Genomic DNA, 26,528 nt, shown 5'->3' with positions numbered 1-26,528 from the left:
CAAGAAACACAAGCCACCATCGGCCGTGAATACGGCCGACCAGCAACTTTCGACAGTACCTACAACCACTCTATGGGAAAACGCAAAGGCCACATGCCCTAAACCACGCAGTCCACCAACACAAAATGTCGTTTACCCCGACACGCCGGAAAACAACACATTTTGTCGTTTAACCCACGAACGCTACGCCCACTGCCAACCAAGGCGACCAAGCCACGACGATCCGACTCAGACTACGAATGAAACGGGCCCACAACTCCAAGCACAACAACACCCTCCTAAGGGAAAGTGTTGCAACGACCCTCTGAACTCAAGAGGGGCATATAAAACGGGAGAATCCCCCATCTCCCACCGCATTTAGCGCGGTAAGAGTGGGGGCTTCGAAAGCGTGAAGCTCAGTTAAATTACTTGAGCTCGACGGAAGCGCCAGCCTCTTCCAGCTTGGTCTTAGCAGCCTCAGCGTCGTCCTTGGAAGCGCCTTCGATGATGGCCTTAGGTGCACCCTCAACCATTTCCTTAGCTTCCTTCAGGCCCAGGCCGGAGACGAGCTCGCGGACAGCCTTAATAACGCCGATCTTCTTAGCGCCAGCGTCGGTCAGAACGACGTCGAACTCGGTCTGCTCCTCAGCAGCGGAAGCGCCGCCCTCAGCCGGGGCGCCCGGTGCAGCAGCAGCAACCGGTGCAGCAGCCTCAACGTCGAAGACGTCCTCGAATTCCTTAACGAACTCAGACAGTTCGATGAGGGTCATTTCCTTGAAAGCTTCAATGAGCTCGTCCTTGGTGAGCTTAGCCATGATGGCAAGTCCTTTCTGTGTTGTGTGCTTGTTGCCCGGTGATGAGGTAGCAAGCACGGTGTTTTATGTGTGCGTCTGTTGTGACGACTTAAGCTTCTGCTTCCTTCTTGTCCTGCAGAGCAACAACGGTGCGAACCGCCTTGGTTGCAGGAGCGTTGAAGACAGCGGCTGCCTTCGCCATAGAACCCTTCATAGCGCCAGCCAGCTTTGCGAGGGTGGTCTCGCGGTTGTCCAGCTTGGCGATGGCCTGAACCTGCTCCGCAGACAATGCGTCGCCGTCCATGTAGCCACCCTTGATGACGAGTGCCTTGTTGTCATCAGCAAACTTGGTGATGATCTTCGCAGCATCTACTGCCTCGCCCTTGATGAACGCAATTGCGGTCGGGCCAGTCAGCAAATCATCAAGACCTTCGATGCCAGCTTCGTTGGCAGCGATCTTGAAGAGGGTGTTCTTGGCGACGGAGTAGTCAACGTCAAAGCCCAGGTTGTTACGCAGCTCCTGCAGCTGGGATACGGTCAGGCCGCGGTACTCAGTCAAAACGACGGAGCTAGAATCGGCCAGCTTCTCCTTCAGCTCTGCCAAGTCTGCAGTGTTCTTTGGGTTTGCCATTGTCTCTCGCCTCCTTCCAAAACATCTCTTTTATTTTCCGCTGGGGCCTTCCAAAAAGAAAAGCCCCGTGCAAGAGCACAGGGCGTACGACATGAGAAATGCCGCGGAATGCGCAAAGTGTCTCCTGCGTGGGCCGCCTCCAGGGTGGAGAACTTTCAATCCTTAGTGGATGACCAACGGTCTTCGGTGAACTTTGACTCGGCCACAAGGCCGTTCAAACTTCACAAGGGATACTACCGCGCTTTCCTCGTATTCCCAAATTGGCCAGCCGCGTAGGCTATCTAGTATGACTTCCCTCATGTGGTTTCGCGATGACCTGCGCTTATCCGATAACCAGGCCCTTACCCGCGCCGCGGAGGCCGCCACCGATAAAAACGGTTCAAAGCCAGAGTTAGTGGCCGTTGTCCTCGATGAGCCCGCCTACCCCAGCACCCGGCCGCTCGGTGGCGCCACTCACTGGTGGCGGGAGCGTTCGCTCCATGCCCTAGCGCAGGAGCTTGCCTCCCGTGGGGTGAAGCTTCTGCGCGCTACCGGCGATGCCCGCACCGTCATTCCCCGCATCGCCCACGAGGTTGGCGCCGATACCGTCACCTGGAACCGCCGCTACCACGGCCCGCTGCGCGAGGTAGACGCGAGGGTCAAAGCAACGCTTGCCGATGCCGGAATTAACGCCATCTCCTGCCCCGGTTTCACCCTCGTGGAGCCATGGGAGATCACCAACGCCCAGGGCAACCCTTATAAAGTCTTTACTCCCTTCGCGGCCGCCGCGCGGTCCCAGCTTGCTGATGAGGAACCGCTGCCAGTACCGGAATTGCTGGCGGGGCGGGAGATGGGGGCATCGGCAAGCAGCAGTTGGCCCAACCCCAGCGCCGATGAACCGCAGTGGGCTGCGTCGCTCGCCCAGTATTGGACTCCCGGAGAGGCCGGTGCGCGCGAACGCCTAGCCCAGCTCGACTTAGCTCACTACGCCGAGGAGCGCGATATACCCGCGCGCAACGCCACGTCCCTGCTCTCGCCGCACTTGCGCTTTGGCGAGGTATCCCCGCGCGAGGTCTGGGTGGCCGCCGCCGAGGAGCCCGACGCGGAGAAATTTCAGTCCGAGTTGCTGTGGCGCGACTTTGCCTGGCACCGGCTCTACCACCTGCCCGATCTGGCCACCCGCAACGTGCGGCAAAAATTCAACCGCTTCGACTGGTCCTGGAATGACCCGCGGCTAAAGGATTGGCAGGAGGGTACGACGGGCATCCCGCTTGTCGATGCCGGTATGCGCGAGCTCTGGCACACCGGCTACATGCACAACCGCGTGCGCATGGTGGTGGGTTCGTTTCTTACCAAGAACCTGGGCATCCATTGGCGCCTAGGCGAGGAATGGTTTTGGGACACCCTGGTGGATGCCGATGCCGCCTCCAATCCGTTTAACTGGCAATGGGTGGCCGGCTGCGGCGACGATGCCGCACCCTTCTTCCGCATCTTCAACCCGGAAACCCAGGCTCAGCGCTTCGACCCGGATGGCGCGTATATCCGCCAGTGGGCGCCCACGCTATCCGCCCCGCCCATCGTGGACCTCAGGCAGTCGCGCCAAGCGGCGCTAGATGCCTACGCCGAGATCAAAGACGCAAACTAACGCCCAGTACCTTGGCTTTTCGTTCACACCGCAGGGCCTGATGTTCGATGCAAAAAGACCCCAAGGAAAATCCTCGGGGTCTTCATTCACGCGCTATGCGCTATCACCGTCTTAGTCGGTGTAGCCCTTCTGCACGGAGCCGTCCACAGGAATACCTGGGCCGGAGGTGGTAGAGATGGTGGCGCGCTTGATGTAGATGCCCTTTGCGGAAGCTGGCTTCAGGCGCTGGATTTCATCCATGAGGGCGCCGTAGTTCTCAGCGAGCTTCTCAGCATCGAAGGAAGCCTTACCAAGGATGGCGTGCAAGTTTGCAGCCTTGTCCACACGGAAGGAGATCTTACCGCCTTTGACCTCGCTAATTGCCTTAGCAACGTCGTTGGTCACAGTGCCGGTCTTCGGGTTAGGCATGAGACCACGTGGGCCCAAGACGCGGGCGACGCGGCCAACCTTGGCCATCTGGTCCGGGGTAGCGATGGCAACGTCGAAGTCCAGGTTGCCCTCATTGATCTGCTCGATCAGCTCGGAGGTACCAACGATGTCAGCGCCAGCTTCCTGAGCTGCGGTTGCCTTCTCGCCCTCAGCGAAGACGGCGACGCGAACGTCCTTACCGGTGCCGTTAGGCAGGGAGACAGTACCGCGCACCAGCTGGTCAGCCTTGCGTGGGTCAACGCCCAGGCGGAAGACGACGTCAACGGTGGCGTCGAAGTTCTTTGAGGAGGTCTCCTTGGCCAGCTTTGCGGCCTCGATCGGACGGTACAGGCGGGACTTATCTACCAGTTCCGCAGCGGCCTTAAAAGCCTTAGACTTGGTGCTCATTTAACAATTCCTTTTCTGGATTGGCGTGGTATTTGACGGGCCGAAGCTGGCCCTACCACATAAAGTTTTTACTTCTCCGGTGCGCCATCGATGTTAAGGCCCATGGAGCGGGCGGTACCAGCGATGATGTGTGCGCCGGCCTCGATGTCGCGGGCGTTGAGGTCCTCGAACTTGGTCTGTGCAATTTCCTTGCACTGATCCCAGGTGACGGAGCCGACCTTATCGGTGTGCGGGACACCAGAGCCCTTCTGAACGCCTGCGGCCTTCAGCAGCAGCTTGGCTGCCGGCGGGGTCTTCAGCTTGAAGTCGAAGGAGCGGTCTTCGTAGACGGTGATCTCAACAGGGACCACGTTGCCACGCTGGTTCTCGGTAGCGGCGTTATAAGCCTTGCAGAATTCCATGATGTTGACGCCGTGGGCACCGAGTGCCGGGCCAACTGGCGGTGCCGGGTTAGCGGCGCCAGCCTCGATCTGCAGCTTGATGAAGCCAGATACCTTCTTCTTTGGAGCCATCGAATTACCTCTTTCCTGTGGTACCGGACCTGCGTCACGATGAATAACGCGGCCCGTCCGGATGCTCACCTCAGTGGGCCACCGGAGGATGAAACGATTTACGTGTGCGCACGCAAAAGGCGCACGGCGTTCCAGTCTAGAACACCGTGCGCCCTGCACAAAATCATTTTTTAAGAAATGCGCTCGATTTCCGTCGGCGACAACTCCACTGGGGTTTCGCGGCCGAAGATGGAGACCAAGCCCTGCATTTTGCCGGTTTCCGGGTCGATTTCGGAAATGGTGGCAGATACGGCAGCCAGCGGGCCGGACAGGATGGTAACGGCCTCGCCCACCTCGAAGTCGTGGGCGTATTTCTTGGCCACTTCCTTCTCTGGCATTTCGACGACCTGCTCGCCCTCTTGCTCATTCGGGGCGGCCTCGCCCTTGGTGGCGGGCGCTTCATTCGGCATGAGGAACTTGGCCACGTCGCGGGTCTTGACCGGCGTCGCGTTGCCTTCATTGCCCACGAAGGAGGTCACGCCGGGGGTTTCGCGGATGACGGACCAAGCGGCATCGTTAAGCTCAGCGCGCACCAGGACGTAGCCCGGCAGCAGCTTGCGCTTAACAATCTTCTTCTTGCCGTCCTTGTTTTCCATGATCTGCTCGATGGGGACGACGACCTCAAAGATGGAGTCTTCCACCTCAAGGGTCTGGGCACGCATGTCGAGGTTCGTGCGCACCTTGTTCTCGTAGCCGGAGTAGCACTGGATGATGTACCACTGGCCCGGCTGCTTCTTCAGCTCGCGGGTGAAGTCGCGCAGGCGCTTGCGGTAAGCGGCGTCCTCGGCCTCTTCCTCGGTTTCGGCGGACTCCGCTGGGGCAGCCTCTGCGGACTCCGCGGCGGACTCGGCTTCTGCCGCGGGGGCATCGGCAAGCGCAGCGTCTGCGTTGTTGGTGCCATCCTCAGCCGGCGCTGCGGCCTCCTCTTGGGCGTCCTCGACTGCGCTGGCGTGCTCTGCAGCCTGCTCCTGCACGTTGGACTGCATGGCCTCCTCTAGGGAGGTTCCTGGGTTTTCGACGTTATTCTCGTCGCTCATGAGTGGTACTCCAAAATGTCATCGGCGCGTGTTGTAGAACCAGCCTACCCGCGGCGCGCGTGGGCAAAAAGTATCCCGCCGTTCCGGAGTGCGGAAACAGCGGGATAAAAGATTATGGGGTCATTCTAGCTAATTAGTCAGAATCTTCTCAACTCCGAGGCCAGCCAGGGTATCAACGCCCCAAACCAGCGCGGTCATGACAATCAAGAAGGCGAACGTAATGAGGGTGTACTGCAGCATCTCCCCACGAGTGGGCCAGACCACCTTCTTCATTTCAGAGACAACCTCGCCGGGGAATGCGGCGATGCCGCCACCCGGGCTGTCGGTGCGGTTTTTATCCTCAACGCGGACAACGTTCTTCTTCGCCGAGTCCGTGGAGGTCGTGGAAGCCGCACCAGAAAGCTGACGCTTACCGGTGGGACGCGGGGCCGCCGAGCCGTTCGGCTGCTGCTCATCGCTCACAGCTAACCCTCCTTGGGAAATGAATTCTTTTTCTAGGCATGAATCTCCGCCCAGACATAACTTTGTCAACCCTAGCAAAAGCTGCACGGACAGGAAAGCACGCCAGGGCGGGTGCGCCGCATCTGTGACAAAAATATCCCCGCCACCTGGAAAGCTGGTGACGGGGATTCTTGCAGGGGCGACAGGACTCGAACCTGCAACCTACGGTTTTGGAGACCGTTGCGCTACCAATTGCGCCACGCCCCTATTTTGTTATCCGTGACGCTTGAACGTCACGCGCCGATGACCTTACCAGATCCCTAATTCCGCACGGAAACCAGTGCTCCGTTAAGGCCATAGGCACGGTAGTAAAAAAGCGCCGCAGTGGCGCTTTTCTTTCCCGGTAGCGATGGCGAGAATTGAACTCGCGACACAGCGATTATGAGTCGCTTGCTCTACCACTGAGCTACACCGCCATGGTGAACACCTTCATCCTGCAGGAAGATATTTCCTCCAGACATGAATGGAGCCCCCTGACAGAATCGAACTGTCGACCTTTTCCTTACCATGGAAACGCTCTGCCGACTGAGCTAAGGGGGCATATCCCAGCATCAAGCACGTCAATATTTCGTTGTGCTCTCCGTTGCGGACTTCATTAATGTAACCTGCCACCTCCACTTTTCACAAATCGCCACGTCAGCGCCCATAAGTGAGCAAATTTCTGGGGCTTAGACGATGGTGGTCCTGCCCGCCCGGTGTGCTTGAATGAAAGACATGCTGGATCATAAAGACTGTCTTTCTCTCGACGCCGCGAAGCTCTACTACAACTCCAGTTTTTCGCAGGCGGAGGTGGCGGCGCACCTGGGAATTTCCCGGCCGACGGTCTCCAAATTGCTCACCCACGCCGCCGAGCGCGGCTTTGTCACCGTGAGTATTACCGATCCCCGCGAGCAGTCCGATGAGCTGGTTTCTGCGCTCTGCGAGCGCTTTTCGCTTGCCGATGCCCGCGTCACCGCCACCCCTCCCGGCGGATCCCTGCTCGCTGATCTAGGCAGCGCTGGCGCCGCCCTACTGGAAGAGCTCATTACCGATCACACCTCGGTAGGCCTTTCCTGGGGCGAGACCATGTCCGCGGTGGCCTCCCATTTACGCAAGCGTCCGCTAGAGGGCGTGGACATCGTCCAGCTCAAAGGTGGACACTCCCACTCGGAGCGCTCCACCAAGGATCTGCAGACTATGCAGGCATTTACCCAGGCCTTTAATGCCGAGGCACACCTACTCCCCCTCCCGGTCATCTTTGATTCCGTCGAGGCCAAGGAGTGGGTCGTCCGCGACCGGCACATTTCCACAATCCTCGATATGGGGGCGTCCGTGGACGTGGCGGTATTTACCGCGGGGGCCATCGAAAAGGAGTCCCTGGCGCTGAACCTGGGCTATCTCACCGAGGAAGAAAGTGAGGAACTTCTCACCAATGCCGTAGGCGATGTCTGTTCCCGCTTTTATACCGCCGAGGGCGCCATCGCCTCCCCCGCCGTGGATGCGCGCACCGTCGGCATCGGCTTGGACGATTTAACCCAACGCCCCACTCGCGTACTCGTGGCCGGCGGACACACCAAAACCCGCGCCATCAACGTAGCCCTTGAGATGGGCTTGGCCACCCACCTTGTAACCGATCAATCCACAGCTCACAGGCTATTGGAGCATAATTAACATAAAACGCGTCACACTGAGGGAACATTTGTTAACCATCCCATTGACATTGGTTCCGGGCGGACTAGACTAACCCATGTACACACCCGAAGTTCACATGGAGGAGCACGTCAATGTCCGCCACCGACATTTCCACCCCGCACATCAACCCGCACGGCGCACCAATCGCAGAGACCATCCTGCTGCCCGGTGACCCACTGCGCGCGAAGTTCATTGCTGATAACTTCCTCGAAGACACCGTCCAATTCAACGAAATCCGCAATATGCTGGGCTTTACCGGCACCTATAACGGAAAGCCAGTATCCGTCATGGGCACCGGCATGGGCATCCCGTCCATCGGCATTTACTCCTGGGAGCTCATCCACAAGTTCGGTGCGAAAAAGCTCATCCGCGTCGGCTCCATCGGCGCGATGCAAGAGGACATCGAATTGCACGATGTCATCGTTGCTTCCTCTGCCTCCACCGATTCCAACTTCCTGTCCCAGTATGACCTGCCAGGTACCTACGCTCCCACCGCATCGTGGAAGCTGCTCAAGGCCTTGGTTAATGAATCCGAGAAGCAGAACCAGCACATCCACGTGGGCAATATCTTGAGCTCGGACATCTTCTACAACATGGACCAGACCGTCAATGACCGCTGGGCGCACATGGGCGTACTCGGCGTGGAAATGGAATCCGCAGCGCTCTATGCCACCGCCGCTGAGGCCGGCGTCGACGCCTTGGGCCTGTTTACCGTCTCTGACAACATCGTCACCGGCAAGCAGCTTTCCGCTGAAGACCGCCAGACCGCCTTCCGCACCATGGTGGAGCTTGCTCTGCCTCTCAACGCGCTGGACTAAAAGGACCCCGCCGCCATGCTGAAAAAAGTTAAGGCCACCCCGGGTGATCGCACCCAGGTAAACCCCAAGGCCGCCGTCCCCATCCTGCTGTTCGTCTTCGTCTTCTCCCTCATCATTGACAATGGTTTCAAGACGATGACCATGCCGATCGCGGAAGCGCTCGAAATTTCCGATAAGACCGCGTCGCTGCAGGCCTCCCTGGCCGGCGTGATCATTGGTATCGGCGCCGTCGTCTACGCCGCCTTGGCGGACTCCATCTCTATCCGGAAATTGATGCTTACCGGCATCGTTTTTGTGGCCGTGGGTTCCATCCTGGCCTTCGTCTTCTCCGGTTCGTGGGCCATGGTATTAACCGGCCGCCTGATTCAAACCACCGGTTTGGCCGCCGCTGAAACACTCTATGTCATCTACGTGACCAAGCACTTGAGCGAGGATGATCAAAAGACCTACCTCGGCTTTTCCACCGCCGCCTTCCAGGCCGGCCTGCTCATTGGCGCGCTAACCTCCGGATTCATCTCCACCCACGTGTCTTGGACGGCGATGTTCCTCATCCCGCTCATTCTCCTGCTGACCATTCCGCCCATCATTAAGAATGTGCCGGAAGATGAGGCCGTGGAAAGCCACCTGGATGCGCTAGGCCTGTTCTACGTTGCTCTCTTCGCCAGCGCGCTCATCTTGTTCATGCAGGATTACACCTGGTATTGGCTCATCTTTGCCATCGTTGGCGTTGCCGCATTCACCGTGCACATCAAGAACGCAAAGAACCCCGTGGTCACCCCGGAATTTTTCACCAATGGCCGCTACGTGTGGACCATTATCATGGTGCTCTTTGTCTATTCCACGCAGCTGGGCTTTATCTTCCTGCTGCCCTTCGCAGCCCATGACATGCACGGCATGAGCTTGGATCAGGCCTCGCTGTTGATGGTGCCCGGCTATATCTGCGCCATCCTCGTCGGTATCTTCTCCGGCAAGATTGGCAAGGTCATGTCCTCTCGCGCCACCATTTACACCGCCTTTGGCATGGTTGCCGGCGCACTCTTGTTCGCTGCGTTCTTCGCACAGGTTCACGTTTCCGTGCTCATCATCGCCATCGTGGCCTTTGCCAGCGGCTTTGCCCTGATGTACGCCCCTCTGGTCAATACCGCTTTGCGCAATATCAGCGCAGCAAAGTCCGGCATCGCCATTGGGTTCTACAACCTCACCATCAATATCGCCGTACCCCTGGGCATTGCTTATACCGCCAAGCTGCAGGAATCCACCAGCTACACCACCACGCTGTTGGTCCTCACCTTCATCGCCGCCATCGGCTCCGGCCTCTATGTGGTCTCTGACCTCAAGATGGCCCGTAAAGAATCCGCTGCTATTTCTTAAAGGAGAAAACCATGACTTCTCGCACTGACGTTGCTTCCTATATCGACCACACCCTGCTCAAGCCGGAGGCCACCCCGGAGCAATTCCGCGCCCTGGTAGAAGAGGCCACCGAGCTTGGCACCTACGCCGTGTGCGTCTCCCCTTCCGCCCTGCCGCTCGAGACCCCAGAGTCCCTCCACGTCGCCACGGTCGTGGGCTTTCCCTCCGGAGCCGTCAAGCCGGAAATCAAGGCCGCTGAGGCCGCCCGCGCGGTTGCCGATGGCGCCGAGGAAGTAGACATGGTCATCAATATCCCGCTGGCTATCGAGGGCCGCGCCAAGGAGCTGCAGGCAGAAATCCAGGCCGTGCGCGATGCCATCCCAGGCAAGGTGCTCAAGGTCATCATCGAGTCTGCCGCGCTTTCCGATGCCGCCATTGTCCTCGCCTGCCAGGCTGCCGCTGCCGCTCAGGCGGACTTTGTCAAGACCTCCACCGGTTTCCACCCCGCCGGCGGTGCCTCCACCCACGCGGTCAAACTCATGCGCGAGACCGTGGGCGACAAGCTGGGCGTGAAGGCTTCTGGTGGCATTCGCACCGCCGAGGATGCCCTCGCCATGATCGAGGCCGGCGCCAGCCGCCTGGGGCTGTCCTCCTCTGCCAAGATCCTCGAGGAGCTTTAAGCCATGTCTGTGGATAAGACCTTCGACATCAACTACGCCCGCACCTGGGCCGAACACGATCCGGATGCGGACACCGCCCGTCAGGTGCTCACGTGGATCGAGGAAGATAACTCCGAAGAACTCGCCGCCGCCTTCGCCGGTCCCCTGAACTTTGGTACCGCGGGCCTGCGCGCGGCCGTGGGCGCGGGCGAATCCCGCATGAACCGCGCCGTGGTCATTCGCACCACCTACGGGCTTATCACCTGGCTCAAGCAGCAGGTGAATACCCCAGTCGTGGTCATCGGCTGCGATGCCCGCCACGGCTCCGCGCAATTCCAGCGCGATGCCGCGCAGGTTATCTCCGCCGCAGGCGGAAAGGCCTTGGTCCTGCCCGCGCAGAACCCGACCCCGCTGACCGCCTTCGCGGTGCGTTCCTTGGGCGCGGACGCCGGCATTATGGTTACCGCCTCCCACAACCCGCCTGCCGATAATGGCTACAAGGTCTACCTGGGTGGCCGCGTTGCCACCGGCCCGGGCGAGGGCGTGCAGCTTATCTCCCCGGCCGATAAGGAAATCGCCGCCGCCATTGCTAAGGCCCCCTACGCCGACGAAGTCCCGCTCACCTCCGATCACATCGAGGACGTCGATACCCGAGCGGAGTACCTTGAGCGCGCCGCCGCGTTGGTCGGTGACAATACCGATATCACCATCGCGCTGACCGCCATGCACGGCGTGGGCGCCGAGCTGGGTAAGGAACTGCTGTCTCGCTGCGGATTTACCGTCTCGCTGGTACCAGAACAGGCCGCTCCTGACCCAGATTTCCCCACGGTTTCTTTCCCCAACCCGGAAGAGCCCGGCGCCCTAGACCTTGGCATCCAGCATGCCGAGAAAATCGGTGCCGATATCCTTATCGCTTACGACCCCGACGCCGATCGCTGCGCCGCCGCTGTGCCTACCGATGGCACCTGGCGCCAGCTCAGTGGCGATGAAACCGGTGCCTTGCTTGGTGATTACCTCGCCCGCCGCGGCGCTACCGGTAACTTCGCCAACTCCCTCGTATCGTCCCGCCTGCTCGGGCGCATCGCCGCGCACTACGGCCTCGGCCACGAGGAAACCCTGACCGGTTTCAAGTGGATCGCCCGCACCCCGGAGCTGGCCTTCGGCTACGAAGAAGCCATTGGCTTCTGCCCCGATCCCAACGCTGTGCGCGATAAGGACGGCATCTCTACCTCCGTGGTGCTCGCCAGCCTCGCCGCCGAATGCAAGGCCACTGGAAGCAGCCTCCTGGACCGCTTGGATGACATCTACGCCACAGTCGGCGCCCTGCACACGCAGCCGCTGACTTTCCGTGTCGAGGACCTGAGCCTGATTACCCAAGCAATGGACAAGGTCTCTACCACCCCGCCGACGGAGCTCGCCGGCTCCCCGGTGTCCAAGGTGGAAAAGTTTGCCCAAGGCTCGAAGTTCTTCACCGATAACAATGACCGCGTCATCGTTCGTCCCTCCGGCACCGAGCCCAAGCTCAAGTGCTACCTAGAGTCCCCCGACGCCGGTCGCCTCGATGCCATCGCGGCCGACCTGCGCGATTACTTCGGGCTCTAATCCGCCCGCTTACTGAAGACAGTCTTATGGGCCAGCAGGATATCGCCACCATAGCGCGAATCTGCTGGCCCATACGGCTTTATAAGGCGGCCTAGAGCACAAGGGCTCTTCTTTCCCTACGCGGGAAGCACCCCACTCGGGCGGGCCCTCGTGCCATCAGGTCAATTACTTAACATCCAAGTATTCGACTAGTTCTTCCGCGATCTTCTTCGCACCCGTTGGGCCAAGGCCCAAGAACCAGAGTTCATCGCTGACGCGGAAGGCCTTGCCTTCCTTCACCGCTGATAGATTCTTAAATTGTTCGGATTCGACAATTTTGTCCTCACCAGTGGCCGATGGATCGCCATAGCTGGAGTAAAACAGGTAATCTCCGTCTGCCTCAGAAATGGACTCTGGAGAAATCTCCGCTGCCAGCTCATCAATGTCCTGGTTTTCTGGGCGATCCAGTCCCGCATCGCGCAGAATGACACCGATGAGGGACTTATTGGCGTACAGGCGGATCTTGTCTGGCATGAATCGAAGCATGGAGACCGTCGTGTCCTTCGGCATTTTCTCCTTGATTTGAGCCAAGGTATCCGCATAGTCATTGAGGATATCGACAGTCTTCTCCTCTTCACCGAGCGCATCACCGATCAGCCGGAAGTCTTCCTTCCATGGATATCCTGGGCGAATAGCCAACACGGTCGGCGCGATATCGGAAAGCTGCCCGTAGAGATCGTCCACGCGCAGCTGGCTGCCCACAATGAGATCAGGCTTTAGCTCCGCGATTTTTTCGACGTTCACCTCTTGAATGGTGCCCACCGAAGGTACGTCTTTCACCTTGTCAGCCAAGTAATCCGGCACTGGATTCGCACCCTTAGAGGTAACCATGCCTACCGGCTTAATCCCCAAGGACAGCACAGAGTCGAGCTCACCCATATCCAGCACCACTACGCGCTCTGGCTTCTCTTTGATCTCAGTTTCACCATTGGCGTGTTTGATAGTGCGCGGGAACTGGCCGGGCTCAGCGTCAGTTCCCAACTTGGCGGTTTCTTCATCTGCTGTACCAAAGCGCTCACCACTATGGGAGACGCTTTCATTGCCCGAACCACCCTTGGATTCGTCATTTTCGGCGGCACTGCAGGCAGACAGTGACAAGGCAATGGCGACGGCGGCAGCCATGCTTGATAGCAGGCGTTTTTTGTTGAACAATACTTCTGACATAATGGTTAGCCTAAGCTAACTTACTTATTTGTTGAAAATAATATGACGCATACCAAATCAACGCTCCCCCCAATGGGTGTACCGAATGCTCGTCGCCGCAGGTGGCGGGTCGGCGTATTCCTTGCACTTGCACTTCTGCTAATGGTGCTTCTGATTGTGCTCAGCCTATTCATCGGCGCGCAGTCTTTTAGCCCCTCTGAAATAGTCGCAGGCCTCCGCGGTGGCCCCGGCAGCGGCACGGCTGGAGACATCCTCTACGAGCGACGAATCCCACGCACCGTCGCCGCCATCCTTGCGGGTACTGGGCTCGCGGTCGCCGGCTGCATTCTCCAGATCATCACCCGAAACCCGCTGGCAGATACCGGAGTATTCGGTATGAACGCCGGTGCCGCCTTCGCGGCCGCGCTCGCACTTAGCGTGTTCGGACTATCTTCGCCCATAGCTTTTACCGCCGCCGCCTTGATCGGCGCGAGTGGCACCATGCTATTAGTTGCGCGCCTAGGACGTGACGTGTCTGGAGCCATTGATCCGCTCCGTATCGTGCTTGCCGGCGTGGCGTTAAGCGCTGTGTTCGAAGGCCTTTCTGAAGGCATGTCGCTCCTAGGTCCGCAAGCCTTCGCCCGAATCAAGGCGTGGATGGTGGGCAGCATGGATATAGCCGCTACCACCCCGCTTTATCTCATGGGGTGTGGATTGGCTATCGCCGCAGTGATGCTGCTTTTCCTAGCACCCCGCCTGACCGTCCTGCCGCTAGGTGAACACGCTGCAGAAGCACTTGGCATCAACGTAGCCCAAACCCGCGCATTGGCCCTCTTTGTTGTGTCTTTGCTCGCCGCAACGACCACTGCCGCAGTCGGCGTTTTAGCATTTGTCGGCATGCTTGTCCCCCACTTGGTTCGCCAAGTAGGCATCACCAATGAGCGCGATCAGATTTGGATTAGTGGGTTAATCGGTCCAAATCTGCTTCTCTTCGCCGACATCATTGGGCGGCTTATCTTGCCCGGCGAGTTACCCGCCGGAGTAACCGTCGCGATAATCGGTGCTCCTTTCCTCATTTTCCTTGCACAACGCAAGCAGGTGGTTCTATGAGGACCACAGACCTAAATGCCACGAGGACCGCTACCACCTCGGTACGCACCATCGCTGCGCGATACCGCCGCCGCGAAATAATCGTGCTTTTTGTGGGCATCGCCGCAGTCCTTCTCGCTGCCGTCGTAGCGCTGACGTACCCTGGCGCAGGACTAGATCGCGTGTCGGCTTGGCAGGCGCTCATTCACCCCGACTCCGGCTTCGGCACCACCGTAATCTACGAATGGCGCTTGCCCAGAGTCACCGCTGCCATCGTGGTAGGAGCTGGCCTCGCTATCGCCGGCACACTTTTTCAGACCGTAACCCGCAACCCGCTGGGCTCGCCCGACATCATTGGTTTTAACACCGGTGCCTATACCGGGGTGATCGTGGTGAGCTACTTAGGGTTCAGCAGTTTTATTAACGTCGCATTAGGAGCGGTGATCGGAGGCGGGATCACCGCGCTGATCATCGTCGTCCTGGCCCTGCACAGACAGGTAAGCGGCATGCGACTCATCCTGGTCGGTATCGGAGTCTCCCTTACGCTCTCTGCGGTCAACCGTTACCTCATCTTGAGCGCAGATTTGGACACGGCCATGACTGCGGCCACGTGGGCTGCTGGTTCGCTCAACGGCATTGAATGGATTTTCATCGGCCCAGCGGCCATCGTGCTGGCACTAATCATCGTGCTAGCTTTCACGTTGAGGTCGCGTTGCGAGGCCCTAGAGCTTGCCGATGACACCGCCTACTCCCTCGGCCTAAATGTAACCCGCACCCGCCTTGTTCTAGTGTTCCTCTCTGCCCTTTTAACAGCACTGTGCACCGCGCTGGCCGGTCCGATTTCTTTCGTAGCCTTAGCGGCACCACACCTGACAAGGTTCCTTACCGGTGGCCAACGAGTCAGCCTCCCTGTTGGTGCGCTTATCGGCGCCACCTTGCTATTGGTCTGCGACATCATAGGGCAACAGCTTTTCCACCCCACCATGCTGCCGGTTGGCGTCGTAACCGTCACCTTGGGCGGCACGTATCTGATCATCCTCATGCTCTTCGCGCACCGCACCTACCGCAGGTAATTTTGAAAGGACTTTTCCCATAATGGCTTTCCCAGATTCAGACAGCGATGGAGACATCGCGGTAGCAGTACAGGGCGCTACCGTCACTTACGGTGACTTCACCGCCGTAAACAACGTAAGCGTGGATTTCCCGCGCGGAAAGTTTACGTGCATTATTGGTCCCAATGGCTGTGGCAAATCCACCCTTCTGCGCGCTATGGCGCGAGTATTGCCCACAGAGGCAGGCACTATTTCCTTAGAAAACAAAGAGATTGATTCTTTTGGCCGCAAGGAATTATCGCGGCGCATCGCGCTCATGGCCCAAGATGCAATAGCCCCTGAGCATCTCACCGTGACGGAACTGGTAGCGCGTGGTAGGTTCGCACACCTAGGACCGCTAGGGCAGCGCAGCAGCCAGGACTTCGACAAGGTATCCCAAGCAATATCGACGGTGGAACTGGATTCGCTGGCTGACCGGCGGATGAATGAATTATCCGGCGGTCAACGCCAACGCGCTTGGTTGGCTATGGCGCTAGCCCAAGACACCCCAGTGCTCCTACTAGATGAGCCCACAACCTTTTTGGATTTGGGCTATCAGCATGACTTGCTCACTCTGGTGAGAAACCTCAGCGAAAACGAGCGCAAAACAGTCATCGCCGTAGTACATGACCTCCAGCAAGCGATACGTTTCGCCGACCATATAGTAGCGATGCAAAGCGGGCAGTTAGTCGCCCACGGAAATCCCGTGGACATAATCACCTCAGAACTAATTGAGCACCTATATGGCCTACCCGTAGAGGTTACCAAGGCTGGGCAGCAAGGACGGACAGTGATCATTCCAGACTGAAGTTTGAAGTGTCCCAGGTTTTTCCTCTGAGTAGACGGGAAATCTAAACTAGGGCCTGACCCCCGGAAAGTAGACACATCGGGGGTCAGGCCCAGCGGATTCATAAGGCCTTGGACTACGCCACCCCACAAGAAGTAGAAACCGAATACTATCTCACTCAGCCCATCAACACAGGGTCGTAAACGGAGCGGAACTCAACCCAGGACGCTTCAAAATTTGGGAATCACCTACCCGTGGCCATTTCCTCTTTATCTTTATCCGGCCATACCGTCACTGCTTTGTATGTGTAGTAGACACATGCCACGAATACAACAATATTTCCAAAGATGATCCACTGCGGTATATCATTCGGCAGAACTATCTCTAGAACAGCACTCACAAAGCACATCATTGCAACGTTTGTACTCAACGCAATGATCAGCATTCTACGTCCAAGGCCCATTTTTATCCCCTTACTTTTTCGTGTTTCCTATATTTATCCGCACTGGTCAGCGGCTGTTATGATAGAACCAGATGCGCTTGCCATGGTAGCTGCAGCCAGCGTAGGCCCAATAGGGCCTGTGAGCGGTGCAGAGGCGACCCCGACTGCAGCTGCTGTAGTCCCTCCGATCCCTACGAGGATGGTCCCCGCACACCCAGCAGCAGACCGAGTCTGAATGAGGGTTGCGTCGACCAACTCTGGATCAACATTCGTTGAATACTTTGCAGCGATCTGGTTGCCCTCTACCGAGTATTCGATGTCTACTTTCTCTCCAGTGGTGAGAGTCTTTGAAGTGGGCAGAGCTTCTTCTTTGCCATTCGGGCTTTCTACAACTACTGCGTCTGCTTCTTTATGAACATTGCCGTTTACTACTTCAGCGGAGTATCCACTCTCATTAGCGTCATTGATTACGAGAAGTGCCTGTTGCTCCTCCTGGGCCTTAGCAATCCTTTCCTTAAGGACATCATTTCCCGTCCCTATGTTGGTTGACTGCTGAACCTCGTTCTGAGGAGTTTCTGCGGATGTAGCGACTGGCGCTGGTGCGAGTACAGAAGCTAGTGCGATAGAAGCAGCAAGCTTAGTTCCGAACTTCAAGGAAAAACCTCTTTCTGAATTCTGGAATACGAATGAACTCAGGTGGATGATAAGGTCTGCGATCGTCCTGCGCAAGACATAACTGGAGTATCCCCTTTTGACCTTTAAGGGTTAAGGGTTAGAAAGTGTGTCTGGGATCGGGGATTTTTAGGTTCTGACCTGTAGGTTAGCGTGAAATATATGCTTTGGGAGCATATATCTGGCCTCAACACGGTAAATCCCCAGTGTGGCTGCCAGTCTGTGGTAGTAGGCGGTGGTGTGGTGACTCAATGCCAAAGAACCGACCACGCTGCTACTGCGGCGGTGATACCAAACGCAATGGAACAACCAGCAAAGGCACTACCCGATGGCGATGTAAGGCCTGCGGAGCCTCAGTCAATAAAAGTCGGCCAGATGTCACAGTAGCAGACCACCAGTCCCGTTAGACCCCCGAGCGTAGCTACATTCCCACTATGCACAGTCCTTCACTTGCATACTTGGCAAGCATTAGACTTGCATGCACAGCGAGTGTTACACTTGCCTTAGTTGCAAACCAGGGAAGTTGGCGTTAGGGAGAAGAACGATGAGCGACGACCTTAAGATCATTCACGACGTTCAAAAGCGCACCACGTGGAAACAGAGCTGGTGGGCGGTGGCGATAGTGGCGCTTGGCGTCGGCGGCGGTCTCGCGCTAACCAAGCTGTCATGGTGGTACGGCCTCGCGGTTCTTGTACCGACGTTCGTTCTGGGCTATCTCCTCAAGGATAAGATTGCAAACCCATTCGTGCGCCTCGATCCAAATATGGGTCCGAGCAACGATCACGCAACCTGGTCACGAGTATTGCTACCCGGTGCAATGATCATGTCTACAACACCGACGCCGGATTCATGGCCCTGGATAGTGTTCTCCGGAGCGGTAGTCACTGCAGCTACCGCGTGGATGTTGTATGAGAACCGCAACGCCGCTGTAAAGGGTGTCAATGTCTAAGGATTCTTCACCACGCCCAGCAAAGCTGGATCCGGTCATCCACCCCATCAATCGGCTTAAAATTTGTGCCGCGCTGTTCCATTCAGGCGCAACCGACGGCAGGCAGATGAAATACGCCGTGCTTGCAGAACTCACCGAGCTTCCCGCCGATACGCTGTCCAAGCAGTTGAAACATCTTGAGGACAGCGGCTATATCAGCCGCACCCGCGAATATGGCTCCACGCGCGCGAAAGACGCCGTCTGGGTCGCGTTGACTCAGACTGGAACAGGAGCCTATGCACAGCACGTTGCCGCACTTAAAGCCATGACAGAGGGCTCATAGGCTGCGCAGCCACTGCATAATGTGCTGCCACAACTGCGGAAATTCGAGGTAGCCGTCACTCCCCGGGAAGTGCCCACCGTTCTCAATGGTAGTGAGCGGAGCCGAGAAAACGTCGGCAAGCGTGATGGCTGTATCTAAAAACAGAACTGCCCGACGATCCCGTAGAAATCGCCAGGCAGTCCAACTGGGGCCAGGACCAACTCGCCAAAGTACAAACCCTGACCCACAACGAGAACCAAGCCGACCACGAAACAGGACGACCAACCCTCTACGACAACGCTATCGACACCAACTACACCCATTCAATCGGCATCCAAAAAGGCCAAATCTAGCCCAAGCGACACGCCGAGCCAGACACACATTTTGACCCTTAACCCACCTTTAAGCCCCAAGACACACTTTTTGTCGCATATGCCACGAAGCCCCGCAAGCTTCAGCTTGTGGGGCTCCATGTTGTGCCAGGTAGAAGATTCGAACTTCTGAAGGCAATGCCGGCGGATTTACAGTCCGCTCCCTTTGGCCGCTCGGGCAACCTGGCATGCACTCTGTGGTGCGTGTATGTACTTTACTATAAAGCACCCACCTACCTCCAAATCGCCAGCGCAGCAGGGAGAAATGGGGTGTGTAAGAGGGGACATCGACAAGCAGCTAGCCCACGCGGCGAACGGTGTAATCCGCGAGCTGGCGCAGCGCTTGGCTAGCGGAATTTTCCGGCAGCACGGAAAGCTGTTCTTCTACGGTGCGTAGGTAGGCGTTAATGTCCTCTAGCGCCCTCTGACGGCCGCCAGACTGGCGCAGGAGCTCGATGGCACGCTCGACCTCAGCATCGGTTTCTAGGGGTCCTGTCAGCAGCTCACGCAGCTGGTCTCCCACCACGCCGTCTTCTTCCAAGGCGTAGAGGACTGGGAGGGTAAACACGCCCTCGCGCAGGTCGGTGCCCGGGGTCTTTCCGGAGTCCTTCGGATCGGAGAAGATATCGATGACATCGTCCACGATCTGGAAGATCATGCCGATGGCACCGCCAATGCGGTATAGGGCCGCAGCGTGGTCGGCCGAGGCGCCCGAGTGGTACGCGCCGAGGTAGCCGGCCGAGGCGATAAGCACCGCGGTCTTTTCCTGAATAACGGCCATGTAGTGGTCCACGGGGTTGGCTTCACCGGCACCGATGGTCTCGCGCATCTGGCCGGTCACCAGCTCTTCAAAGGTATCCGCGAAGTGGCCTACGGTATGGGTATCTAGTTGGCTCATCAGGCGGGAGGCGTGTGCGAGGAGGGCATCGCCGGCAAGGATGGCTACGGAGTTATTCCACCGAGAGTTGGCGGATTCCACGCCGCGGCGGCGGTCCGCCTCATCCATCACATCATCGTGGTACAGGGTAGCAACGTGCACCATCTCCACAACGGTGGCGGACTTAATAACCTCTTCACAGCCCGGTTTGGTGCCGTACTCAGAGGCAAGCAGGGCCATCATCGGGCGAAAGCGCTTGCCGCCTGCCTTGGACAGATGGCTTACCTTGTCCTTCAAGAAGTCCTGGCCGCGGTCAGTTTCACTGCGCAGCTTTTCTTCTACTGCTTCCATGCCCGCGCCAATGCGTTCATTAAGCTGTGGATCACCAAGATCCACGTGAGTGGCATGCGAGTGGCCGTGAGTCATTAAATAGCGTTCCTTGCAATTAAAAGCCAGAGATAATCGTTTATCTACCGTAGTCCAAACCAGCCCCCTTAACACACTTGAGGGGTTGAACTAGTGCAATGATAGTCCCTATGTCGGAACAGATCGATTCCCCCCGCCCTGTCGAAGTCGCCATCATCGGTGCAGGACCCGCAGGAAGTGCCGCGGCCATCCACGCCGCCCGCGCAGGCTATGAGACTGTCTTCATTGATTCAGCCACATTCCCCCGCGATAAAACCTGCGGCGATGGCCTCACCCCACGGGCAATGCACCAGCTAGACAAGCTTGGCATCACCGTTAACGCCTCCTACCGCAACCGCGGGCTCAAGCTGCACGGCTACGGCGGAGACGTCACCGCCCCGTGGCCGCAAACCTATCCTTCCCAGGTGGGCACTGCCCTGCCGCGCTTTAGGCTCGATGCGCAGCTGGTAGAGGCTGCCACCGCCGCAGGTGCCACGCTTATATCCGGTACCCCCGCAAGCGCCCCGGTGATGGAGGGCAACCGGGTGACCTCGTTTCGCATCGGCGAGCAGATTATTCGGCCGAAATGGCTCATCGTGGCCGATGGCGTGCGTTCTACCTTTGGCAAGCAATTGGGCCGCACCTGGCACCGAGACGAGGTCTATGGCATCGCCGCGCGCTCCTATGCCGCCTCCCCTCAAGCAACCGAGCCGTGGATGCACTCGCACGTGGAATTAAAAGATGAAGATGATGCAGTCCAGCCCGGCTACGGGTGGATTTTCCCGTTGGGTGCAGAGCTAGGGCAGGTCAATATCGGCGTCGGCGCGCTATCGACCGCGCAGCGGCCGGCCAAGATTAATACCAAAAAGTTGCTAGAGTTCTACGCCGCCCAGCAGCGCGCGGAGTGGGGCCTTGGAGACATCGAACACGTCACCTCTGCCCTGCTGCCCATGGGCGGGGCGGTCTCTAATGTGGCGGGGGCCAATTGGATGCTCATTGGTGATGCCGCCGCCTGCGTCAACCCCTTAAACGGCGAGGGCATCGACTACGGCCTCGAGACCGCAGCGCTCGCGGTGGGCATGCTCGGGCCGAAGGATTTCACCCTCGCGTGGCCGGCCACCCTGCGCGAGCACTACGGCGAATCCTTCCTCCTTGCGCGCACGGCCGCCCGCCTGTTGACCTACCCGCAATTCCTGCCCGTGGCGAGCCCATTGGCGCTGCGCGGGCCGGTGGGCCGCTTGCTGATGCCCGCCGCAGCCCGCCTTATGGGCAACCTCATCACGGAGGAGGACCGCGACCTTATCGCCCGCCTGTGGCGCATGGCGGGCCGCAGCGTAGGCGCCGTCCGGCGCGATACGCCCCTGTGGGCCTCCACCGCGGCGGTCTAGGCGGGCTACAAGGGGTTACTGTGGGGCATCGGCAAGCGGCTTCGTTGCCGAGTGCAAGGCAACGATACCCAGGGTGAGGTTTTGCCAGCCCGCGTTGGCCCAGCCATTGCGGTTGATGGCCGCCGCCAATTCCTCTTGTCCAGGCCAAGCGCGGATGGATTCCGCGAGGTAAATATAGGCATCCGGGTTGGAGGAGACCACGCGCGCAACCGGGGGCAGCAGGCGCATGAGGTATTCCTTGTACACGGTGCCAAATACCGGGACGATGGGCGTGGAAAATTCCGCCACCGCCAGGCGCCCGCCCGGTTTGGTCACGCGCGCCATTTCCCGCAGGCCCAGCTCGTAATCGTGGATATTGCGCAGGCCATAGGAGATGGTGACGGCGTCAAACGTATTATCCGCAAAGGGCAATTTCATGCCATCGCCGGCCACCTTGGGCACATCGCGCTCGCTTCCGGCGGCGAGCATGCCGCGCGAAAAATCGCAGGCTACGCACCACGCACCGGATTTAGACAGCTCTTCTGTAGATACCGCGGTTCCGGCCGCGAGGTCGAGGACCTTCTCCCCCGGCTGCAGGTTAAGGCGCTCGCGGGTACGCTTGCGCCAGCGCTTGTCCTGCCCAAAGGACAAGACGGTATTGGTGAGGTCGTATTTTTCGCCGACGGCGTCAAACATGCGCGCGACGTCGAAGGGCTTTTTATCCAGATCTGCCTTAGACACAAATGCCTAGTCTAGGCTACGCGCGCCCCAAGGGCACGAGCCGCCCACCGTGGCAGCTCTGGGCGCTGCCCCAAAATGGTCAGCGGCACCCGGCGGGTATCTTCTAACACCTCTTCGTAATAGCCCACCAGCTGCTCGCACAGCGCGGTCCACGTCTTAGAAGAAATGGCGGCGCGTGCATTATCCCGCAACTCCGCATGGATCTCTGGGTTTAAAAGCGCATCGACGGCATTGGGCAGGTCCTCGACAAAGCTATCCACGTCTAAGAGCAGGCCGTTATAACCTTCCTGGATAAGATCCACGGGCCCGCCTGCCCGCGGGCCGATGGTGGGCACGCCAGAGGCCTGGGCCTCCTGGATGGACTGGCAGAAGGTTTCAAATTCGCCGGCGTGCACAAAAACATCGAGCGAGGCATAGGCCTGCGCCAGCTCCTCACCGCTGAGCGCGCCGGTAAACACGGCGCCGGGAAGCTGTGCCTCCAGCAGAGGGCGCTCTGGGCCGTCACCAACAATAACCAGCTGAATATCCTCGCGGCCATTGAGTGCGGACAAGCGGTGCACGCCCTTTTCCGCGGCCAAGCGGCCGACGAAGCCGACGATGTTCTTCTTTCCACTGCGGTCCCAGTTGCGGCGCAGACTAGCAGAGCGCTTTTGGGGATGGAAAAGCTCAGCATTGACGCCGCGGCCCCAGTGGCGCACGTGTTTAATGTGGTGTTTTTCCAAGTCCCGGATGGTCAGCGAGGATGGCGCCAAGGTCATCTGGCAAGAGTTGTGGATCGTGCGCAGCCACTCCCACACGGCGTAGGCCAAGGCGGAGGCATGGTACTTGGTGGCGAAGCCTGCGACATCGGTTTGGTAGAGCGCCACTGCCGGAATGCGCTGTTGGCGGGCCGAAAATGCGCCCGCTGCACCCAACACGAACGGGCTGGCTAGGTGGATGATATCGGGCCTGAATTTCCGCAACGCGTCATCCACGGCCGTGGTTGGCACGCCCACCGGCAGCGAATCCACCAGCGGCACGCGCACGGTGGGCACGCGGTAGATGGGAAAGCCTAAATAATCGGGGATTTCTTCTTGGCCCTCGCGGGCACCGGGAGCGATGACAATCGCGTCGTGTCCGGTTTCGTGCAGGTGCTCCAAAACGCGCAGCACCGAGTTTGTCACGCCATTGACATTGGGGAGGAACGATTCGGCCACGATTGCAACTCGCATGCCACCATAATGGCCTATTTTTCTTGGCCTTTGGTGAATCCAATGAAAAATCTGGGTAAATTATTTTTCAGCGCGATTTTCAGCCCGGCGGGTGGTCACGGTGATAAGCCGCCACAACCCCACGGCGGCAAGCGTAGATACAACCGCCACGGACAGCGCCGGTATGACCGCCAAGGTCCACTCGCGGCCTTCTACCTTCACCAAATCCGGGTTGTCCTCGGCGTACTGCACCCATACCTGCTGGCCCTCGCCCAGATCCGTCGGATAGAGCAAGCCTTGCCGTGGGGAATGATAGATCCCATCGCTATCTTGGAAATCCACGGTAGTGCGCAGCGCGCCGACGTCCTTGACCGTTGCCAAGGCCCGGCTAGGCTGCGCGGAAATGGCGCGGTCATTGAGGAAGGGCCCTACCACCAGGCCCACCGACCCCACGATCAGCGCCACATAGATGGCCAGCACAAGCTGGTGCAGCCGGCGCCGAAAAACCGCGGGCCTATAGCGCGGGGCCACTTACTGGCCCACCTTCTGCGTGAGCTTATCCTGCAGCGCCCGGCGCGTGGCACGGGTGGTCTGCGCCTCCACGATGGTAATGCCCGTGGAGTATTCCTTGAGCTCTGCCAGGGTATCCAGCAGCTCCTGCGGGGTGGTCACCAAGCGGTGGTCGGCACCATACGCCTCCGCCAGCTTGCCGATGCCCACCCCATGCGGCGTGCCAAAGGCCGGCTCGAAGGCATCGCGAAGCGCGGGCGCGCCTTGCTCCAAGGTCTCGAAGATGCCGCCGCCATTGTCATTGGCCACCACGATGGTGAGGTTTTCCGGCCGCGGCTGGTCCTCCGGGATCAGCAGCCCATTGGCATCGTGCAAGAAGGTCACATCCCCTACCAGGGCCATCACGCGTGGGGCGCGCCAATTGGTGGGGTCCAGCGATTGCGTGGCCAGGGCGACGCCGATGGCTTGGGAGACAGTGCCATCGATGCCCGCCACCCCGCGCGGGGCGTAGGTATCCACGCCGTCAAAGGGCATACCGATAAGGGAGGCATCACGCACCGGATTCGAGGCGCCGAGCACCACCGTGTCATTGACCGCGAGCGTATCGCCTACCGCCGCCGCTACGTGCAGGCCGGTAAACCCGAGCTCTTCATCCTCCAGGGTTGTGCGCACGGCCTCGCCGGCCATGTCGGTCGCGCCCTGGCAAATCTTGAGCCACTCGCGGCTTGGCTCCCCGGTGGTCTTGACAGTGGTGCCAAGGCGCGCGTTATCCCCGCGCTGGTTGGTAAAGTCCGCCGTGCGCGAGAGCACCACGAGCTCGATATCCGGGTCATTCATCAGCGCGAGCACGCCGCGATGCAGCGTGGGATGGCCCACCACGATGACCTGCTCGACCTTGGTATTGACCACATAGTCATTCGCGGAAACCTGCGCCTTGCGGAAAATATGCGCCGCGGCCGGGTGCACGGGGTGGAACGGCCCCGGCGCGGAGGGCTCCGCGATGGTCGGCACGTCTTCTAAGCCCTCGACCTCCCAGGCCTCATCGCCGGCGATGACGAGGGTATTTTTGCTCAAGTCCACCGCGACCTCGCCGTGGTCATAAAACCGCGGGGTGGCCGCGCGGGTGCCATCGCCACTTACCCGTTCCGGCAGGCTATCTCCTACCAGGGGTGCGTCAAAGGCGATATTGATATGCACCTGGAGGTCGCGCTCAAACCGCTCCGCAAGGGCGGCGATATCCTCTGCCGCATTGACCTGGGTGGTATCCGCATAGACGCCGAAGATGCCATCTTGCACGATGGTTTGGGAGGCGCCAGTGCCGATCAACCGCTCCGGGCGGTCTGCGCTAATAATGGCGAGCGGGGTATGCGAATAGTGCGCCTCAACCACCGCGGGCAGCGTATTGGCCACGGCCGTGCCGGAGGTCATCACCACCCCGACGTGGCGGTGTTGCACGCGCGCCATGCCTAAGGCGGTAAACGCAGCGCCGCGCTCATCAATGCGCGTATGCACCCGGATATCCTCGCGCGCTAAGAGCGCAAGGGACAGCGGTGCGTTGCGGGATCCCGGGCACAGCACCACATCAGTAAGGTGGCGCGCCAATTGGGCGGCCACCTGTTCAGCCAGCTGCATCGATTCATTCATGCTGCCAGATTTTACCTATTGCGGCGCAGCGGCTGGGAATCGGCAATCGCGCCGCGCCCTGCCGCGCCGCCGAGCCGCCGCGCCACTCTGCCGCTACTACTGCCTAGCCCTGCTGCTGGTTGCCGCTATCGCCAAACAGATCCCGCAAGAGGCGCTCCACGTCGAGGTCATCGCCTTCTTCCAGGCGGTCCTGGATTTCCGGTGGCAGCTCGGTAGGAATATCTTCAGGGAGTTCGTCCTGCAGCTTTGGCAGATTGCGCAAGCGCTCAGAGATTCCAGGGCCCGCATCCTCGGTTTCGGTCACCGTGGTGGGCACCTGCGTGGTCGTAGTTTCCGTCACCGGTTCTGGCGCCGGCTTATCGGCATCGCTCGCGGCATTGCGCCACAAGAAGAACAGGGCGCCCGCCGCCAAGATGGCAACCACGGCGATGGCGGCAAAGACCCCGGCCATCGCGCCGTTTTTCTTCTTTCCCCTACCGCGCTGATCCGGGTCATAGTCTGATGGCACCGGCTCATACTGCTGCTGGGCGTATTGTTGCTGGCCATACTGTTGTTGACCGTACTGCTGGCCATACTGCCCGCCGGGCTGCTGGTAGTTTTGTTGGTAATTCTGCTGGTAATCGGCGTTCGCGTCGAATTGCCGCGTCTCATTCTGCGGCTGCTGCGCGCCCGGGAAATACTGCTGTGGGCGCTGGCTGCGGGCATTACCGCCCGCATTATCTGGGACGCGGCCTATCTGGCGCGTGGCATCCTCGGCCGGGCCAGACCACTGGCGGGTCTCGTCAGTGCCGCGGTCGTCATAGGAGCCTTTTCGGCCATTGGAACCGTTTTCACCAAAGCCATTATTTGTCATGCCTACCAGATGTACATCATTTTC

The 26,528-nt window shown here is 59.1% G+C and carries 26 protein-coding genes, 4 tRNA genes and 2 pseudogenes; 14 read left to right on the top strand and 18 right to left on the bottom strand.

The features are described 5' to 3' along the window. Positions 1-404: 404 nt before the first annotated feature. On the bottom strand, positions 405-794 hold the full coding sequence (gene rplL / locus HMPREF1261_RS04185) for a 50S ribosomal protein L7/L12 (protein WP_005276856.1): 390 nt from the start codon (positions 792-794) through the stop codon (positions 405-407). 88 nt (positions 795-882) lie between these two features. Then, positions 883-1,404 carry a 50S ribosomal protein L10 gene (gene rplJ / locus HMPREF1261_RS04180; RefSeq protein ID WP_005276854.1) on the bottom strand — a complete coding sequence of 174 codons (522 nt, stop codon included), beginning with the start codon at positions 1,402-1,404 and terminating at the stop codon, positions 883-885. 286 nt (positions 1,405-1,690) lie between these two features. On the opposite strand from rplJ, the gene HMPREF1261_RS04175 reads away from it, so the two are divergent. Next, positions 1,691-3,028: a deoxyribodipyrimidine photo-lyase gene (locus tag HMPREF1261_RS04175; protein ID WP_023028262.1), complete on the top strand. Its 1,338-nt coding sequence runs from the start codon at positions 1,691-1,693 to the stop codon at positions 3,026-3,028. 111 nt (positions 3,029-3,139) lie between these two features. Here HMPREF1261_RS04175 and rplA read toward each other — a convergent pair whose 3' ends face one another. The 7 genes from rplA to HMPREF1261_RS04140 form a co-directional block, all read right to left on the bottom strand. Beyond that, the gene (gene rplA, locus HMPREF1261_RS04170; RefSeq protein ID WP_005276847.1) at positions 3,140-3,844 is read right to left on the bottom strand and encodes a 50S ribosomal protein L1; all 705 of its coding nucleotides are present in this window, start codon (positions 3,842-3,844) and stop codon (positions 3,140-3,142) included. A gap of 68 nt (positions 3,845-3,912) precedes the next feature. Then, a complete protein-coding gene (rplK, locus tag HMPREF1261_RS04165; RefSeq protein WP_005276845.1) occupies positions 3,913-4,356 on the bottom strand; it encodes a 50S ribosomal protein L11 in 444 nt (147 codons plus the stop codon). Positions 4,357-4,526: 170 nt separating this feature from the next. Beyond that, positions 4,527-5,432 (bottom strand): transcription termination/antitermination protein NusG, encoded by a 906-nt coding sequence (nusG, locus tag HMPREF1261_RS04160; RefSeq protein WP_005276843.1) that lies wholly within the window; start codon positions 5,430-5,432, stop codon positions 4,527-4,529. Between the two features lie 129 nt (positions 5,433-5,561). Continuing rightward, on the bottom strand, positions 5,562-5,894 hold the full coding sequence (gene secE / locus HMPREF1261_RS04155; protein ID WP_023016713.1) for a preprotein translocase subunit SecE: 333 nt from the start codon (positions 5,892-5,894) through the stop codon (positions 5,562-5,564). Positions 5,895-6,067: 173 nt separating this feature from the next. After that, a tRNA-Trp gene (locus tag HMPREF1261_RS04150) sits at positions 6,068-6,140 on the bottom strand. 137 nt (positions 6,141-6,277) lie between these two features. Next, positions 6,278-6,349, bottom strand: a tRNA-Met gene (locus HMPREF1261_RS04145). Positions 6,350-6,397: 48 nt separating this feature from the next. Continuing rightward, a tRNA-Thr gene (locus HMPREF1261_RS04140) sits at positions 6,398-6,473 on the bottom strand. A gap of 174 nt (positions 6,474-6,647) precedes the next feature. Here HMPREF1261_RS04140 and HMPREF1261_RS04135 point away from each other — a divergent pair. The 5 genes from HMPREF1261_RS04135 (at position 6,648) to HMPREF1261_RS04115 (ending at position 12,033) form a co-directional block, all read left to right on the top strand. Further along, a complete protein-coding gene (locus tag HMPREF1261_RS04135) occupies positions 6,648-7,583 on the top strand; it encodes a sugar-binding transcriptional regulator (RefSeq protein WP_034653776.1) in 936 nt (311 codons plus the stop codon). Between the two features lie 113 nt (positions 7,584-7,696). Next, complete coding sequence (gene deoD, locus HMPREF1261_RS04130; protein ID WP_023030088.1) at positions 7,697-8,422, top strand: purine-nucleoside phosphorylase; 726 nt, start codon at positions 7,697-7,699, stop codon at positions 8,420-8,422. A gap of 15 nt (positions 8,423-8,437) precedes the next feature. Continuing rightward, the gene (locus tag HMPREF1261_RS04125; RefSeq protein WP_023030087.1) at positions 8,438-9,793 is read left to right on the top strand and encodes an MFS transporter; all 1,356 of its coding nucleotides are present in this window, start codon (positions 8,438-8,440) and stop codon (positions 9,791-9,793) included. 11 nt (positions 9,794-9,804) lie between these two features. Then, positions 9,805-10,452: a deoxyribose-phosphate aldolase gene (gene deoC / locus HMPREF1261_RS04120; protein ID WP_023030086.1), complete on the top strand. Its 648-nt coding sequence runs from the start codon at positions 9,805-9,807 to the stop codon at positions 10,450-10,452. Positions 10,453-10,455: 3 nt separating this feature from the next. Beyond that, complete coding sequence (locus HMPREF1261_RS04115; protein WP_023030085.1) at positions 10,456-12,033, top strand: phospho-sugar mutase; 1,578 nt, start codon at positions 10,456-10,458, stop codon at positions 12,031-12,033. Between the two features lie 165 nt (positions 12,034-12,198). On the opposite strand, the gene HMPREF1261_RS04110 is transcribed toward HMPREF1261_RS04115, so the two are convergent. Beyond that, on the bottom strand, positions 12,199-13,236 hold the full coding sequence (locus tag HMPREF1261_RS04110; protein ID WP_023030084.1) for an ABC transporter substrate-binding protein: 1,038 nt from the start codon (positions 13,234-13,236) through the stop codon (positions 12,199-12,201). A gap of 141 nt (positions 13,237-13,377) precedes the next feature. Here HMPREF1261_RS04110 and HMPREF1261_RS04105 point away from each other — a divergent pair, with 141 nt between their 5' ends. The 3 genes from HMPREF1261_RS04105 to HMPREF1261_RS04095 are packed head-to-tail and all read left to right on the top strand — an operon-like array spanning position 13,378 to position 16,203. Continuing rightward, positions 13,378-14,325, top strand: a complete 948-nt coding sequence (locus HMPREF1261_RS04105) for an iron ABC transporter permease (RefSeq protein ID WP_084538509.1) — start codon at positions 13,378-13,380, stop codon at positions 14,323-14,325. Continuing rightward, a complete protein-coding gene (locus HMPREF1261_RS04100; RefSeq protein WP_023030082.1) occupies positions 14,322-15,377 on the top strand; it encodes an iron chelate uptake ABC transporter family permease subunit in 1,056 nt (351 codons plus the stop codon). Before HMPREF1261_RS04105 ends, HMPREF1261_RS04100 begins: the two co-directional genes overlap by 4 nt. A gap of 22 nt (positions 15,378-15,399) precedes the next feature. Then, the gene (locus HMPREF1261_RS04095; RefSeq protein ID WP_023030081.1) at positions 15,400-16,203 is read left to right on the top strand and encodes an ABC transporter ATP-binding protein; all 804 of its coding nucleotides are present in this window, start codon (positions 15,400-15,402) and stop codon (positions 16,201-16,203) included. A gap of 475 nt (positions 16,204-16,678) precedes the next feature. Here HMPREF1261_RS04095 and HMPREF1261_RS04085 read toward each other — a convergent pair whose 3' ends face one another. After that, on the bottom strand, positions 16,679-17,278 hold the full coding sequence (locus tag HMPREF1261_RS04085) for a hypothetical protein (RefSeq protein WP_232207984.1): 600 nt from the start codon (positions 17,276-17,278) through the stop codon (positions 16,679-16,681). Between the two features lie 269 nt (positions 17,279-17,547). Between HMPREF1261_RS04085 and HMPREF1261_RS12730 the strand changes: the two are divergent. The 4 genes and pseudogenes from HMPREF1261_RS12730 to HMPREF1261_RS12410 all read left to right on the top strand — a co-directional run. Further along, positions 17,548-17,679, top strand: a pseudogene (locus tag HMPREF1261_RS12730) (IS256 family transposase); the annotation flags it as partial. A 161-nt stretch (positions 17,680-17,840) separates the two neighbouring features. Beyond that, complete coding sequence (locus HMPREF1261_RS04080; protein WP_005276821.1) at positions 17,841-18,245, top strand: hypothetical protein; 405 nt, start codon at positions 17,841-17,843, stop codon at positions 18,243-18,245. Continuing rightward, positions 18,238-18,567, top strand: a complete 330-nt coding sequence (locus HMPREF1261_RS04075; protein WP_005276819.1) for a transcriptional regulator — start codon at positions 18,238-18,240, stop codon at positions 18,565-18,567. Before HMPREF1261_RS04080 ends, HMPREF1261_RS04075 begins: the two co-directional genes overlap by 8 nt. Before the next feature lie 125 nt (positions 18,568-18,692). Beyond that, a pseudogene (locus HMPREF1261_RS12410) lies at positions 18,693-18,899 on the top strand (IS256 family transposase); the annotation flags it as partial. Between the two features lie 124 nt (positions 18,900-19,023). Here HMPREF1261_RS12410 and HMPREF1261_RS04070 read toward each other — a convergent pair. Further along, positions 19,024-19,105: transfer RNA gene (locus HMPREF1261_RS04070), tRNA-Tyr, on the bottom strand. Between the two features lie 110 nt (positions 19,106-19,215). Further along, the gene (locus HMPREF1261_RS04065; RefSeq protein WP_023030079.1) at positions 19,216-20,220 is read right to left on the bottom strand and encodes a polyprenyl synthetase family protein; all 1,005 of its coding nucleotides are present in this window, start codon (positions 20,218-20,220) and stop codon (positions 19,216-19,218) included. Positions 20,221-20,318: 98 nt separating this feature from the next. Here HMPREF1261_RS04065 and HMPREF1261_RS04060 point away from each other — a divergent pair, with 98 nt between their 5' ends. Then, complete coding sequence (locus tag HMPREF1261_RS04060; protein WP_023030078.1) at positions 20,319-21,587, top strand: geranylgeranyl reductase family protein; 1,269 nt, start codon at positions 20,319-20,321, stop codon at positions 21,585-21,587. 15 nt (positions 21,588-21,602) lie between these two features. Here HMPREF1261_RS04060 and HMPREF1261_RS04055 read toward each other — a convergent pair whose 3' ends face one another. The 5 genes from HMPREF1261_RS04055 to HMPREF1261_RS04035 form a co-directional block, all read right to left on the bottom strand. Further along, positions 21,603-22,307 carry a demethylmenaquinone methyltransferase gene (locus tag HMPREF1261_RS04055; protein ID WP_023016699.1) on the bottom strand — a complete coding sequence of 235 codons (705 nt, stop codon included), beginning with the start codon at positions 22,305-22,307 and terminating at the stop codon, positions 21,603-21,605. Between the two features lie 11 nt (positions 22,308-22,318). Continuing rightward, positions 22,319-23,518 carry a glycosyltransferase family 1 protein gene (locus HMPREF1261_RS04050; RefSeq protein ID WP_023030077.1) on the bottom strand — a complete coding sequence of 400 codons (1,200 nt, stop codon included), beginning with the start codon at positions 23,516-23,518 and terminating at the stop codon, positions 22,319-22,321. A gap of 60 nt (positions 23,519-23,578) precedes the next feature. Next, positions 23,579-24,028, bottom strand: a complete 450-nt coding sequence (locus HMPREF1261_RS04045; RefSeq protein ID WP_023030076.1) for a DUF3592 domain-containing protein — start codon at positions 24,026-24,028, stop codon at positions 23,579-23,581. After that, positions 24,029-25,651 (bottom strand): 2-succinyl-5-enolpyruvyl-6-hydroxy-3-cyclohexene-1-carboxylic-acid synthase, encoded by a 1,623-nt coding sequence (menD, locus tag HMPREF1261_RS04040; protein ID WP_023030075.1) that lies wholly within the window; start codon positions 25,649-25,651, stop codon positions 24,029-24,031. 103 nt (positions 25,652-25,754) lie between these two features. Further along, positions 25,755-26,504: a hypothetical protein gene (locus tag HMPREF1261_RS04035; protein ID WP_023030074.1), complete on the bottom strand. Its 750-nt coding sequence runs from the start codon at positions 26,502-26,504 to the stop codon at positions 25,755-25,757. Between the last annotated feature and the right edge of the window lie 24 nt (positions 26,505-26,528).

It is taken from the genome of Corynebacterium sp. KPL1818 (assembly GCF_000478135.1).
GTDB classification, from domain to species: Bacteria; Actinomycetota; Actinomycetes; order Mycobacteriales; family Mycobacteriaceae; genus Corynebacterium; species Corynebacterium accolens.
This window is presented reverse-complemented; position numbering and strand designations above follow the sequence as displayed.